9 protein-coding genes, 1 tRNA gene and 1 pseudogene are annotated in these 14,071 nt (G+C 42.3%); 7 read left to right on the top strand and 4 right to left on the bottom strand.

Going from position 1 to position 14,071, the window contains the following annotated elements; all coding sequences use genetic code 11:
- Nucleotides 1-250: 250 nt before the first annotated feature.
- The 3 genes from EZ437_RS08420 (at nucleotide 251) to EZ437_RS08410 (ending at nucleotide 1,195) form a co-directional block, all read left to right on the top strand.
- On the top strand, nucleotides 251-568 hold the full coding sequence (locus EZ437_RS08420; RefSeq protein ID WP_131595264.1) for an ArsR/SmtB family transcription factor: 318 nt from the start codon (nucleotides 251-253) through the stop codon (nucleotides 566-568).
- Nucleotides 569-600: 32 nt separating this feature from the next.
- The gene (locus EZ437_RS08415; protein WP_131595262.1) at nucleotides 601-1,032 is read left to right on the top strand and encodes an SRPBCC family protein; all 432 of its coding nucleotides are present in this window, start codon (nucleotides 601-603) and stop codon (nucleotides 1,030-1,032) included.
- Nucleotides 1,033-1,121: 89 nt separating this feature from the next.
- A tRNA-Arg gene (locus EZ437_RS08410) sits at nucleotides 1,122-1,195 on the top strand.
- Nucleotides 1,196-1,305: 110 nt separating this feature from the next.
- Here the strand turns inward: EZ437_RS08410 and EZ437_RS08405 are convergent.
- Together EZ437_RS08405 and EZ437_RS08400 are read right to left on the bottom strand one after the other, a co-directional pair.
- Nucleotides 1,306-3,999 carry a family 78 glycoside hydrolase catalytic domain gene (locus EZ437_RS08405; RefSeq protein ID WP_131595260.1) on the bottom strand — a complete coding sequence of 898 codons (2,694 nt, stop codon included), beginning with the start codon at nucleotides 3,997-3,999 and terminating at the stop codon, nucleotides 1,306-1,308.
- 62 nt (nucleotides 4,000-4,061) lie between these two features.
- Nucleotides 4,062-6,047, bottom strand: coding sequence for a glycoside hydrolase family 97 protein (locus EZ437_RS08400; protein WP_131595258.1), 1,986 nt, complete (start codon nucleotides 6,045-6,047; stop codon nucleotides 4,062-4,064).
- 356 nt (nucleotides 6,048-6,403) lie between these two features.
- Between EZ437_RS08400 and EZ437_RS08395 the strand changes: the two genes are divergently transcribed.
- The 4 genes from EZ437_RS08395 to obgE all read left to right on the top strand — a co-directional run bounded on the left by EZ437_RS08395 (nucleotide 6,404) and on the right by obgE (nucleotide 12,098).
- Nucleotides 6,404-9,190, top strand: coding sequence for a glycoside hydrolase family 78 protein (locus EZ437_RS08395; RefSeq protein ID WP_131595256.1), 2,787 nt, complete (start codon nucleotides 6,404-6,406; stop codon nucleotides 9,188-9,190).
- A gap of 20 nt (nucleotides 9,191-9,210) precedes the next feature.
- Nucleotides 9,211-10,407, top strand: coding sequence for an SGNH/GDSL hydrolase family protein (locus tag EZ437_RS08390; protein ID WP_205942671.1), 1,197 nt, complete (start codon nucleotides 9,211-9,213; stop codon nucleotides 10,405-10,407).
- A 109-nt stretch (nucleotides 10,408-10,516) separates the two neighbouring features.
- Entirely contained in the window at nucleotides 10,517-11,086 is a 570-nt protein-coding gene (locus tag EZ437_RS08385; RefSeq protein WP_131595254.1) for an adenylate kinase, read from the top strand.
- Nucleotides 11,087-11,093: 7 nt separating this feature from the next.
- Nucleotides 11,094-12,098: a GTPase ObgE gene (gene obgE / locus EZ437_RS08380; protein ID WP_131595252.1), complete on the top strand. Its 1,005-nt coding sequence runs from the start codon at nucleotides 11,094-11,096 to the stop codon at nucleotides 12,096-12,098.
- Here obgE and EZ437_RS08375 read toward each other — a convergent pair.
- On the bottom strand, nucleotides 12,095-13,327 hold the full coding sequence (locus tag EZ437_RS08375) for a TCR/Tet family MFS transporter (protein WP_131595250.1): 1,233 nt from the start codon (nucleotides 13,325-13,327) through the stop codon (nucleotides 12,095-12,097). The two genes, obgE and EZ437_RS08375, sit on opposite strands and share 4 nt — an antisense overlap.
- A gap of 532 nt (nucleotides 13,328-13,859) precedes the next feature.
- Nucleotides 13,860-14,071: pseudogene (locus EZ437_RS21720) on the bottom strand (hypothetical protein); the annotation flags it as partial.

The raw sequence follows: 14,071 nt of genomic DNA, 5'->3' as shown, positions 1-14,071 counted from the left end.
TTGGTTAAAACATGGTCAAAGATTATTATTTAGATCGACAAAACCTTAAATTTTTGACCAATCGGAAAATTATTCCATACAGAACAGCCTATTCAAAATTAAATTCTAAAGGCGAATACAATGAAAAGAAAATACCGAATTATGTTTCAAAAATCAACCATAATTTGCGTAACCGAAAGGTTTCTTTTATATTAGTAACCGAAAGGTTTCAAATACACTAAGGGTACTACTTTATTTAATTTAACGAACTATGAGAAGAGATGTTTTTCAGGCCATTGCCGACCCCACCAGAAGAGAAATTATAAATCTAATTGCTTACCGTTCATTAAATCTGAACGAGCTTGCAGATCATTTTGATATTAGCAGGCCGGCAGTCTCAAAACATGTTAAGATCCTATCTGAATGTGGTCTGTTGAATATTTCACAAGAAGGTAGAGCGCGATATTGCCAACCTCAATTTCATAAAATTAAAGAGATTGCAATATGGGCAGAGCAATATGAAGCATTCTGGAATAAAAAACTTGACGCTCTTGAAAAATTTCTGGACAAACAATCTAAAGAAAAATAACACATTCATCTTAAACTAAAATTTAAAAGCTTATGGAAACGACAGAACCTTTTATCATCGAAAAAACATTCAATGCTCCTATTAAAATCGTTTGGCAAGCAATAACAGACAAAGACAAAATGAAAGAATGGTATTTTGACATCAAAGATTTCAAACCGGAACTTGGCTCAGAGTCGCAATTTTATGGTGGCGATAAACATGTACAATACCTCCACTTTGTTAAAGTAACCGAATTGGTAGATGGCAAAAAAATAGCATATACCTGGAAATATGAAAATAACCCGGGAGAATCTTTGGTTAGATTTGAGTTATTTGAGGAAGGGAATAAAACCCGGTTAAAGCTCACACATGAAGGTCTCGAAAGCTTTGCTGCAATAAATGATCCTAATTTTGCAAAAGAAAGCTTTGTAAAAGGCTGGACAGCGATCATCGGCACGAACTTAAAAGAATACCTTTCTGTCTGATGTCTAAAAAAGGTTGAATTAATTGCCAAAAAAATTGCTTAATTCAATTTCAAGCGTTACTTTTGCAGTCCGTTAACGAAACGGGAATTGCATTTGTAGCTCAATTGGATAGAGCATCTCACTACGGATGAGAAGGTTTGGGGTTCGAATCCCTACAAGTGCACAATAAAAAGGGATAAGGTTTCAAACTTTATCCCTTTTTATTTTTACTGTATACCTCATACCGGGACACCTTCAAAGTATCAATCCCATTACTTTTAGCCCTTGCAAACCTTACAACACCTCAAAACTGTATACTCCGGATTGAAATTCAATCTCATATTTATCATTTATCTTTTTACCCAGAATATCCTCACCAGAATCATTCCTAATCTTCTGCTTGTTATGAGGCAAAACAAAGCTTGCCGATGTATTTTCCGGTACTTCTATCAATATCTGTAGCTTTCCATCGCTGTTCCTTTTCCATTCTGAACGTATTTTACCGAATAAGCTGTTATAGGATGATTTGCAATAACTTAAATCAGAAATGAATTTTGGTTCAATTGCAAAATGTTTCATTCCTGCATTTGCCGGATCAACTTTTATCCCGGCAATACCGGAATAAAACCATTCCACCACACTTCCAAACATAGGGTGACACCTCGAACCATCCCCATTCCATGATTCCCACAATGTGCTGTTTTTATTATCCAAAAGATATCCAAAACCAGGGAAATCCTTTTGATTCATAATTTGATAACCAATGTCATCCCTGTCATTTTGAGAAAGTACTTTTAACAACAGAGGCGTCCCTAAAATACCTGTATCAAAATGATAATTAATTTTTTTCAGATGAGCCAATAATGAGCCGAAAACAGCATTGAAATTTTCCTCCGGTACTAAGCCAAAAGCCAGGGCAAATACATCAGCACCTTGCCTTCCCTCCCAATAGCTTTGCTTTGAAGCATTATAATAAGCATTGTTAAAATTTACTTTAATTCCTTTTGCAAGGTCTGAAAACCTTAAATAATCATCGTTGCGACCCAGTGTCTTTGCTACCTTTGACATAATATCAGCAGAATAATAAAAGTAAGCCGTGTTTACCAAAGGTGCTGGCACCTCAACGTTAGTCGGCGTACACCAATCTCCTAAACACCATCCATTAGGCTCTTCTCTGGTCACCAACCCATCCTTATCAGTCCTTGTTTCCAGATATTCAACCCATTGCTTCATACCTGCATAATGCCTTGTTAACACCGCTGTGTCAGCATAGTATGAAAAATACGCCCATGGCATAATCACATAAGCCGATCCCCATGCCGGACCACCACCACCACCACCAAAAGGTGCAGTATGTGTAACAAAACCCGTCTTTTTATTCCTGGCATCGTCCATATCGTCCAGCCATTTTCGATAAAACTGACGCATATCATAGCTAAAAATCGAACTTTCCACAATCACCTGCCCATCTCCGGTATAACCCAGCCTTTCTCGATGCGGACAATCGCTGCTCACACTTCCATGAAAGTTTGCATTCTGCGTTTTTATATAGGCCGAGTTTATTTTATTCAGAAATGGATTTGAACATTCAAAATATCCATTTGATGCAACAGCTGTATGTACTTCCTTTATTTTTAAACTCTCCTTATCAAGACTTACATCCTGAGAAATCACTTCAATCCGCCGGAAAGCATGCCAGGTAAACTTTGGCTCCCAATTTTCCACTCCCGAGCCTTTCAAAATATAGCTATCAAACTGACCATAATCCTCACCCTCCTCATTGATATACCTTATTTTAATAAGGCTTCCTGCTTTTCCTCTCACACTTATCGATGCCCAACCTGCCACAGTTTCATCCAGATGGTAGGAATACACCGAGTCTTTCGTTTTACCATCAAAAACAGGAACCAGTGTCCGCATAATTTTATCGAATGGCGCAGTTTGCGGATGTAAACTCCCCGTAGGCGGGCGAACAGAAATTGCATTTTTCCATTTAAAATCAGAATAACCAGCACTATTCCACGCTCCCAGTTCTAATCGCGCATCGTATTTTTCACCGGTAAATATCCCATCCTTTAATAACGGGCCGTCGATTGACTTCCAGCTATTATCAGAGCTGATAATACCATTTGTTCCATCCGTATACTGTATTTCAAGTTGAAATATCAACTTTGGGGCATCATACCACATATCGCCTTCTACCCTTCGGTCGCGCTGATTGTACCACCCATTACCAAGTTGTATCCCTATCGCGTTATTTTTTTGACTAATGTTATTGGTGACATCAAAAGTATTGTATAGCACACGCTGGGTAGATTGATCATCATAAGGATAAAGTAGTTTCTTAAGCGGTCTTTTATCATAATTGGTAACTGCAGGGGCAAGCACGTGGTCTCCAATCTTTTTACCATTCAAGAATAGTTCATAAAAACCCAGACCACTGATATAAACAATGGCTTGTTTGATCTTTTTTTCAACGATGAATTCTCTGCGGAAAAATGGTGACGGGTACGTTATTGCCGAATCAGGATATGGATTCTCGAAAGCTCCAATCCATTTACCTTTCCAGTCTGACGCCTCCAGTAAGCCCATAGACCATGAAGCGTGTTGGCTCCATCCAGATGGCGCATTCTTCTCATCCCAAATCATCACTTTCCAATAAAGCTTCTTTCTGGACCCGAGCGGTTTACCTTTGTAAACTACCTGTTTGGAGTTACCGGAATTTACCTTACCGCTATCCCAGTACGCTCCTTTATTTTGCTGCAACAAAGAAATACTGCTGGCTACTATTATCCGGTAGGCAGTTTGACTTTTGGCCTTTTCTTCAGAAACCAATTGCCAGCTAAGGGTTGGTTGTTTATTTTCGATAGCAATTGGATTAGAAAGATGTTCGCATTCGAGCCGCGCTACTTTTACTTCCAATGGTTTAGAAAAACTGATATATGGAACGAGCAGGAGGAAAAGTAGGTATGCAGGGATTAATTTCATTTAAGTCAGAAGTGTTTATTGCCTAATATATCACTAAAGTAAGTAAATACCACAATAGTTACCTATTTAAAAAGGCGAATCACATTACCCCCACCCGGCACCAGTTTAATGGTGATTACATCTCCCTTCTTATAAACTCCAACGGTTTTGCTCAGTTTATCAGGATAAGCTTCCGAATCCGGCGCATCGCTATAAATCTCCACTTTAAAATCTCCTGCAGGGAGGAAATCAAGCGGAATATCCAGTGTCCTTGCTTTACTGTTGTTTATTGTGCCAATATACCACTCATTTCCATGCCTACGCGCTATGGTTAGGTATTCATCCAGCACTCCATTGATTACTTTTGTTTCATCCCATACCGTTGGCACTTTTTGTAAAAACTCAAATCCGGGCTGTCCCTCATATGCCGCAGGATAATCGGCAACCATGTTCAGATAACTTTCCAGCACCACATACATCGCCAGCATATGGCTTCTTGTCCCAACCATTAACGGGCGAATATATTTAGGCTTAAAATCTTCTGGTTTTACCGCTCTAAAACCACCAAGGTGATAGTCACTGGCACCAGCGATCATCCTCGTAAAGGCGATGTCCAGATCGTGCTCAGGGGTTAGTGCCTTGATCAGCCATTTATTTTGCTCATAGTTGTAGGTTCCTTCCCTAGTAAATTCATTGGGATAGGTCCTGTTCATCCCTGTAGGCTTGTACGCCCCGTGAAATTGTATAAAAAGATGGTGTGCGGCAGCACGTTCTAAAATCTCCTCCTGGATATTCACCATTTCCTGATCACTTCTGTCCAGGAAGTCTACCATCATCCCTTTTATCCCCCATTTTTCAAATTGCGCAAATGCGGCTTCCAATTGGGGATATAGCGCTTTCCAGTTCACCCAAACATGAATCGACACGCCCTTTGATTTTGCGTAATCGCAGATCCTTTGCATATCTAACGAGCCTACAGACCTGGTCACATCAGCGTAGCTGCCTTTTTCGGCGTAGCTGGGCCAGTCATTACTGTACCAGGCAAAGCCACCATAACCTATCACGGAATGATATTCGATGTTGTTCCGCGCACAAAAATCAATATAATACTTATTTGTCTCAAAGTTTACACCAGGTGCAAAAGTCGAATCCGGCACCACATCTCCGTTCCACCAATGAAATGACGTTTTACCCGGTTTCAACCAGGATGGGTCCTTAATCTTTGAAGGTTCATTCAAACTGGTGAGGATATTCGATTCCAGAAATGTGCCCGGACGGTCGCTGACCATCATTACCCGCCAAGGTGTTTTGTGGGGTAAGATGGCCTTAACCTTAATTTCAGATTGCCCCTGCTGAGGAGAAAGCTGACTTCTCAATACACCATTTTCTTTGACCAGGTACATTCCCGCATAATTCCTCAAGCTGGCTTCTGTTATGGCCAGATATTTTTTGCCCGGCAGTTCAAACAGCGCAGGAACGTCCATCAGCACGTTTTCTTTTAGCGCTCTTAGTTCCATTTTCTCGTACAGACCTTCGTGATTGTTGTTATAATCATTTCCAAACAGCAAAGCCCTCATCCGTGCTCCCTCATCCAAATTGAAACAACTGCGTTCCTCTGTTAAAGCATAGGTCGGCCAGTTCTCCTGCTTTGGAAATTCATACCGGAAAGCTACACCGTCATTAAAAGCCCTGACTACAATATTTATCCTTCTCCCGGCTCCACTTTTTTCATACAAAGGAATCGTAAGCTGCCTATAAGGATGGTGAACATTTTTAGTCTTTCCTATCACTAGTTCATACCGATCATCAACGCTTTCTAGTCTTGTTTTCAACATACTGAGATTTGCAGAAAACCTGCCATTCTCTTTGAATACCAATGAAAGCTCCGAATTCTTCACAATCGTCTGCCGGTTATAAGAAACCTGATAGGAAGGCATTTCCTTAGTCAGCACGAAAGAAAACACGATCTGCCCATCCGGTGATTTTACCGAAGCCATCTGCTGAGCGTGTACGCCAACAGCCCGGACACATAGAAAAACGATCAGGATAGTAACTTTTAAATAATTCATGGCATGGGGTTAAAAATCTGGTTAGTATACGGGACCCTCTACTAATTTATCAAAACTTTCCGCAAAAAGGCCTATGTTCAAAGAAAGTTGATTGCACTTATAACGTTGCGCCACACCGAAGAAGCCTCGATAAAATTCAGCAGTGTCAATTTAGTATTGATTGTTGGCAAGGGTGTATTTGTTTAAACCTACAAGTTCCAACTACATTTGATTGAATGAGAACTGCGCATACATTAGGAATGAGCTGCGTACTTATAATGATGAAGTCATTACTGTCAACGGGCTACCTGCTGTATTCCAGGTCCATACCGGTGATTTTCGTTCTGTAGGTCTCAAATAAAAAACCAGAATCACAAATGACGTTAAATTTAAAATATACAATAGGATTATCTGCATTCCTGCTATTGCTATCCTGCCAGTTGCACAAGCAGTCTTTTCATATTGACCAGCTTACGGTAGAAGGAAGGGAGAATTTCATCGGATTGCAAAGCCAGTCGCCCAGGCTAAGCTGGAAAATCACGACCTCCAAAGGAAGAAACACCAAACAAACAGCCTATCGGGTATATGTATCCTCATCTGAAAAAAAAGCCGAAAGCGGCGATGCTGATCTGTGGAATAGTGGCAAAGTATATTCAGATTCCAGCATAAGCATCAGGTTTGCCGGTAAGACCTTAGAAAGTTACAGGCACTTATACTGGAAAGTAAAGGTATGGACCAACCAGGGCGACTCTGCAATCAGCACAGTCAACCAATGGAGGATGGCGATGCTGCAGACCAAGGAATGGAAGGCAGAATGGATTGGCCTCGACACTTTTAGCAAAGGCGATGCGCCTCATCGCCAGCAGACCAGGCTTGCCGCAAGGTACCTGCGTAAAGAGGTAGCAGTAAGTAAAAAAATCCGCAATGCTAGCGCATTCATCAGCGGATTAGGGCTTTATCAGTTGTACATTAATGGCCAGAAAATCGGCAATGACGTCTTAACTCCTACCCCGACCGATTACAACCACGACGTTCCTTACAATACCTATGATATAACTCAAAATCTGAAAAAGGGTAACAATGGAATTGGGGTCATCTTAGGTAACGGCCGCTTTTTCAATATGCGCGATTTTCGTGGCAAGCCTGACCCCATCACACAAATGTCTCATATCAATTATGGTTTCCCGCGTATGATTTTACAAATCCGCCTGGAATATACAGATGGGAGTATTGGATACATAACATCTGATAAATCCTGGAAGGTAACAGATGACGGACCCATACGGGCAAACAACGAATACGACGGGGAAGAATATGATGCACGTAAAGAACTCAATAACTGGAATAAACCTGGCTACGACGATGCTAAATGGGGTAGCGCAGACCTTGTTGCAGCCCCAGGCGGCAAGCTATTTTCCCAGACCAATGAAAACATAAGAATTAAAGAAACTGTCAGTCCTAAAAAAATACACAAAACTACAAAGGGTACCTACATCCTGGACATGGGCCAGAATATGGTAGGCTGGCTTCGCATTCGCATAAAAGGGAATGCCGGGGATACCGTCCGTATGGTATTTGCAGAGCGCATGAAAAATACAGACAGCTTGTACATTGCTAATTTACGCGATGCAAGGGTCACGGACACCTATGTAATTAAGGGCACAGGGAATGAAACCTGGGAACCAACGTTTACCTATCATGGCTTTCAGTATGTAGAAGTCAGCGGATTATCTTATGCGCCATCAGTCGCAGATTTCGAAGGCCAGGTCGTATATGATGATGTCCCAACTATCGGTCAGTTTCACACTTCAAACTCCACAATAAACCAAATCTACAACAATGCTTACTGGAGCATCAGGGGCAATTACCGGGGCATTCCTACCGACTGTCCGCAGCGCGATGAACGTGTGGCCTGGCTGGGCGACAGATTAATGAGCTCTTATGGGGAGAGCTTCATTTTTGATAATTCCAGGCTATATAGTAAATGGATGGCTGATGCCAAATCTGCTCAAAAACAAAACGGCAGCCTGCCAAACATCATACCTGCCTATTGGATCAACGATACAGACAACGTTACTTACCCAAGTGCATTTATCATTATTCCCGAGATGTTAAGGAAGCAGTTTGGCGATGAAAAGACCTATCGCAGCTACTACCCCGACATGAAAAAATGGGTGCTATATATGTGGAATACCTACAACCAGAATGACCTGGTATTGAAAGATAGCTATGGCGACTGGTGCGTAGCTCCCGAGGAAGGCACCAATACAATATGGACCAGCGATCCAAAAAGAACCACCGATGGCGGATTGCTTGCCTCATCTTATTACTACTACTGTCTTTCACTGATGGAAAATTTCGCCAGGCTGCAGGGACTGGATGCTGATGTCAGTACTTTCGTTCAACTAAAAAAACGGGTATTCACTGCATTCAACAAAAAATTCTTCAATCACCAAAGCGGTCATTACGCCAATAATACCACAACGGCAAATCTGCTGCCTTTAACCTTTGGCCTTGTCCCAGAGGATAAAAAAAATGCCATCGTCCAGAAAATAGTAGACCGCACAGCGGAATACGGTAACCACGTCAATTCAGGTATTATGGGCATGATGTGGATTATGAGGGGATTGTCAGATCATGGCCGCCCCGACCTGGCCTACACACTGGCCACCAATACCACTTATCCAAGCTGGGGCTATATGGCCGCAAACGGAGCCACCACCATATGGGAACTATGGAATGGCAATACTGCAGATCCCCTGATGAGTTCCTGGAACCATCAGATGCTTCTGGGCGATCTGTTGATTTGGTATTATGAATACCTGGCCGGAATAAAATCTGACACCCAGGCTACAGCCTTTAAAAAGATCATTATGAACCCTATATTTCCAGAGGGACTAAACTATGTCCAAGCCAGTTACGAGTCAAAATATGGAACCATAAAGAGTCACTGGGTAAAAGGAAATGGAAAATTGTCATGGAATATTGTGGTTCCTGCCAACAGCACTGCTAAAGTATACCTTCCCACCAGCGATATAGGTGCTATTCAGGAAGGTAATACGCCACTGGCAGGGAAAAGTGGCTTTGTAATAAAAGAATCAGTAGAAGACCGAACCGTTGTGGAAATAGGTTCCGGAGTTTATAATTTTATAATAAATCAATAAGTATCTAAGAAAACATTAATATGGCCAATTTTAAGAATATCAAAAGAACAATGCTGTTGTTACTGCTCTGCAGCAATACATTTGTTATTTCTGCGCAGAATAAAAAGGCTTTGCCTAAAGGAGTATTGTACAATAAGGTATTAAATAATAAAACTGCTAACCCGGAATTGATAACCGCTGCGGGCAATCAATATACAGATTTTGGATTATCCATCACCGCACCAAACAGTTTAGTAAGGCTGAACAAGTATTACTCACTAGCAGAACGTCTGATCCGGTACCATGTCAGGTTCTCCGGCGACGCTGTAGGAGTATTTCAGACAGATCAGGGCGATCTCAAAGCATATGTAGATATTCCGAACAAAAAAATATACCTGGGCACGAACCCGGTTACAGAAAAAAAGGTTGAGTTTCTCGATGCTACCCATGAATACGCGGTAGAAATACACCGTAATTATCAGCAATCAAAACTTCGCATTACCGATCTGAAAACTGGTAAATCGTCCGAAATAGCGGGCACAATGGATGGAGGTGGCGGTGTTGGCGCAGGTTCTGTTGGCCCGGGATTTTTTGTCGGTCTTCAGCATGATTACTATTGCTTCGGCCTAAACAGCGGATCATCTATCCGCGTCAAGCAAATCTGTGTGATGGCAAAAGAAACAAATTTAACCCTGTTACTGTATGGTGATTCTATTACTGAGCCTGAAGGTTACTTTCCTACAGCTGACTTTCCCAAATCCTGGACCCAGTTGATCATGAAAAATATCAAGGGCAAAAGCATGGCAAGCGGACGCGGTGGGACCACCATCGTACAGGTGCTGGACCGCATCAAAAATGAGCTTCCCTTTGTAAAGGCAAAATACGTGATGGTAACTATAGGTACCAATGGAGGCAATACCGAAGAGAACCTTAGTGAACTTGTTGAATACATTAAGGCGCAAGGCTCAATCCCGGTATTAAACAATATCCCAAGCAATGAGAGTGGCAGCCAGGTAGCTGTTAACGACGTAATTGAGAAAATCCGTCAAAAATACAACATAAAAGGAACCCGGTTTGACGTAGCTACATCAGTCGATCAAGGCGGTAAAAAAGTAGACAATACTACCATGTATTTTGAAGATTACGATTGGGGCAAGATTTATCACCATCCCAATGTAAAAGGCTCGCACCAGATGTATAGCCAAACCCTGATCGATGTACCAGAAATCTACAAGTAATGCTGGTTCTATTACAAATCCATGGTTAGTGCCCCTAAGATTAAATTTAAAATGATATATTTGCAGCCCGTTGAGATTAATAAATCCTTTAACTTTAAAGACAACCCGAATGCTGAATTTTGTTATCTTTGGCCCTCCGGGTGCTGGAAAAGGCACCCAATCTGAAAAATTAATTGAGAAGTATCAATTGATCCACATATCTACCGGCGACTTGTTTAGGGCGCACATCAAAAATCAATCTCCTTTAGGTCAGCGAGTAAGCGAACTAATTGCTGAAGGACAACTGGTTCCTGATGAGATCACGATAGCCATGCTGGAAGAAGAAGTGGACAAAAACCCACAGGCCAAAGGCTTTATATTTGACGGATTTCCGCGTACCGTACCTCAGGCACAGGCTTTAGATGCTTTTTTAGAAAGTAAAAACGGAAATATTGCAGGTGTCATAGCACTGGATGTAGATCAGGATGAACTTACCAAACGGATCGCACAGCGCCAGCTGGAAACCGGACGTGTGGATGACCAGGCAGATAAGCTGCAAAAACGCATTGCGGAATACTTTGACAAAACAATCCACGTTTTGCCTTACTACGAGGCTCAGGGCAAACTAAGTAAAGTGAATGGAATCGGCAAAATCGACGACATTTTTGCTGAACTGAGTGCCGTAATTGATAAATACTAAATAATATATGTCGCAGGGTTCCAATTTTGTAGATTATGTAAAAATATGCTGCCGCTCCGGCAAAGGGGGGGCAGGCTCTGCACACTTGCACCGCGACATTCGTACCTCTACGGGTGGACCTGACGGTGGTGATGGTGGCCGCGGAGGCCATATCATACTCAGGGGAAATACACAATTCTGGACACTCCTGCACCTGAAATACCGCAAGCATATTATCGCTCCTGATGGATTACCAGGCTCAAGCGGCACCTCTACCGGTAAATCCGGTAAAGATGAAATTTTGGATGTACCATTAGGTACCATCGCCAGAGATGCCGAAACTGGAAAGGTTTTGTTTGAAATAACCCAGGATGGTGAAACCAAGATCCTAACCGCGGGTGGCCGTGGCGGGCTGGGCAACTGGCATTTTAAGACACCTACCCTTCAGACCCCAAGATTTGCACAACCCGGAGAGGCTGGCAAAGAGGAATGGATGGTACTGGAACTTAAAGTACTTGCAGATGTAGGTCTGGTAGGTTTCCCTAATGCAGGCAAGTCTACCTTACTCTCCGTACTTTCCGCTGCCAAACCAGAAATAGCCGATTACCCATTTACTACCATCGTTCCCAATCTAGGCATTGTATCTTACCGCGACAGTAAATCTTTTGTCATGGCAGACATTCCCGGTATCATTGAGGGTGCCTCTAAAGGAAAAGGGCTGGGATTTAGATTCTTACGCCATATAGAAAGAAATTCTGTATTGCTGTTTATGATTCCTGCTGATACCCAAAGAACCATAAAAGAAGAATACGATATCTTAAAGGCTGAATTAAAAGATTATAACGAAGAGCTCATGCAAAAACCGCATCTGCTGGCCATCACCAAGTCAGACATGCTGGATGAGGAGCTGGTAGCAGAAATGAAGAAAGAACTTCCCGCCAATATCCCATCGATCTTTATTTCTTCTGTAGCGCAAAAAGGTATGGTAGAGCTTAAAGATATGCTCTGGTCGGCCATTAATGCCGAAGCCTAACCCTTATCTCTGGCTAAAAAAGCATCCTTCTTCATGGCCTTATAAGCCACCAAAGCACTTAACAGCATGAATACGCCTCCTGCCAGAAATGGTGCACCGGCAAATTTAACGGCAGCAGTCGGCTTTGTAAACCATGCAAAAAGGTAAGTCATCAACAATGGCCCAATGATAGTAGTAGCACTCATCAGGCTTGTCAGTGCACCTTGCAGCTCACCCTGTTCATTTTGTGGTACATTTTCAGACATGATGGACTGCAAAGCTGGCCCGGCAATACCCCCCAGACAATAAGGGATCAGGAAAGCAAACATCATCCAGCTCTCTGTAGCAAAAGCAAATAAGAAAAGTCCAATGGCATATAAAATCAGGCCAATATAAATACTCTTTTCATTGCCAATCTTTGGATTGATAAAACGGATCAGCACACCCTGCACCAGAGCCACAAGGATTCCGACAACAGTAAGAGAAATCCCTATGGTAGTGCTGCTCCAATTGAATTTTTCAATATTGACAAATGTCCAGGTGCTTTGTACAGCATGTCCGGCTATATATACCAGCACAAGTGCAACGATCAGTCCGCCAAGTCCCTTGTACTTTTTAAGCTGCAATAAAGATCCAAGCGGATTTGCCCTTTTCCATTCAAAAGGACGCCTGTGTTCTTTATCTAAAGACTCCGGCAAAACAAAGTAGCCATAGGCAACATTCAAGAGGGTGAGTCCAGCAGCTGCAATAAACGGCACTCTCGGCCCCAACTCACCCAGCACACCACCCAAGAATGGGCCTACTACAAAGCCCAACCCGAAGGCTGCTCCGATCATCCCAAAGTTTTGCGCACGGTTTTCATTGGTACTGATATCCGCAATATAAGCCGTGGCCGTAGTGAAACTCGCACCAAAAACCCCGGCAATGATTCTTCCAATAAAAAGCCACCAAATAGTAGGTGCCAGTGCAAGAAAAATATAGTCTATTCCAAAGCCTAATAAAGACAGCAATAATACTGGCCTTCGGCCATATTTATCACTTAGATTACCAATAATAGGTGCGCAAACGAATTGCATAATGGCATACACAAAGGTAAGCCAGCCGCTCCATTTCGAAGCGTCACTCAGATTACCTTCGATAAGCTGCTCAATCAACTTTGGGAATACAGGGATAATCAGCCCCAGGCCAATCACATCAAGCAAAAGAGTGATGAATATAAAAATTATCGCAGCTTTAGAGGACTTAGCCATAAATAGTTTGATTTTTAAGGGCCGCAAGGTAGGGAATTTGGATTAATTTCGTACTATTTGCGGAACATCAGAACTATACACCTTGTAGTACTGGTTTATACAACTTCCACCATGCGCCATATTGGGCAGCTGTCTCTTCGGTCTTGTAAGGTGTAACTCCGGCAAAAGACCTACCTGTCACCTACCTATTTAACAGCTTTCCTTCCTTACTAGTACTACAACACTCCTGCAAGGATACCAAAGGCTGACCTTGTACTGAAGCAGCTTTCCATTTGTCTTTTATCTGAGTACGTCCTGCCTGCGGACGGGCGACCGACTGGCATCGGGCCAGCGACGGCCCCCAATCGGGTTTTTCCGAACCTGGTCCGAACCTGAGCCGAAGCTGGCCCGAAGCTGGTCCGAAGCTGAAAGGGTATCAGATCAGTCTCAGACAAATTAGGAATAGACTGTCTTATACTGAATTGTCCTTACAAAAATCGGATAGTTAAACGGTTAAATCCTTACAATTATAAAAAGATATACTGATATATCCTTACATCAAATTTTCATCATACAGATATGCCCTTACACTGTTTTTTTGGTATTGGCTAAATTCCTGGTTGTGTCTTTTGTCGGGTGTCATCATTTCACAGCTCATGTGGGGTCTTACGTTGTTATATTTTTCTATTGCCTTGCAGACCGGTCCCACCGCCTTGGAATAAGATTGGAATGTCTGATACAGGCCAAATTCTGTTTTTAAGATGC

It is taken from the genome of Pedobacter psychroterrae (assembly GCF_004331695.1).
In the GTDB taxonomy this organism is placed as follows: domain Bacteria; phylum Bacteroidota; class Bacteroidia; order Sphingobacteriales; family Sphingobacteriaceae; genus Pedobacter; species Pedobacter psychroterrae.
The sequence above is the reverse complement of the archived record's forward strand: the minus strand, read 5'-3'. Positions and strand labels throughout refer to the sequence as shown.

What these genes read in the sequence shown, in the direction of transcription:
- EZ437_RS08420 (WP_131595264.1), top strand. Translation starts at nt 251, where the DNA reads ATGAGAAGAGATGTTTTTCAGGCCATTGCCGACCCCACCAGAAGAGAA.
- EZ437_RS08415 (WP_131595262.1), top strand. Translation starts at nt 601, where the DNA reads ATGGAAACGACAGAACCTTTTATCATCGAAAAAACATTCAATGCTCCT.
- EZ437_RS08405 (WP_131595260.1), bottom strand. Translation starts at nt 3,999, where the DNA reads ATGAAATTAATCCCTGCATACCTACTTTTCCTCCTGCTCGTTCCATAT.
- EZ437_RS08400 (WP_131595258.1), bottom strand. Translation starts at nt 6,047, where the DNA reads ATGAATTATTTAAAAGTTACTATCCTGATCGTTTTTCTATGTGTCCGG.
- EZ437_RS08395 (WP_131595256.1), top strand. Translation starts at nt 6,404, where the DNA reads ATGACGTTAAATTTAAAATATACAATAGGATTATCTGCATTCCTGCTA.
- EZ437_RS08390 (WP_205942671.1), top strand. Translation starts at nt 9,211, where the DNA reads ATGGCCAATTTTAAGAATATCAAAAGAACAATGCTGTTGTTACTGCTC.
- EZ437_RS08385 (WP_131595254.1), top strand. Translation starts at nt 10,517, where the DNA reads ATGCTGAATTTTGTTATCTTTGGCCCTCCGGGTGCTGGAAAAGGCACC.
- obgE (WP_131595252.1), top strand. Translation starts at nt 11,094, where the DNA reads ATGTCGCAGGGTTCCAATTTTGTAGATTATGTAAAAATATGCTGCCGC.
- EZ437_RS08375 (WP_131595250.1), bottom strand. Translation starts at nt 13,327, where the DNA reads ATGGCTAAGTCCTCTAAAGCTGCGATAATTTTTATATTCATCACTCTT.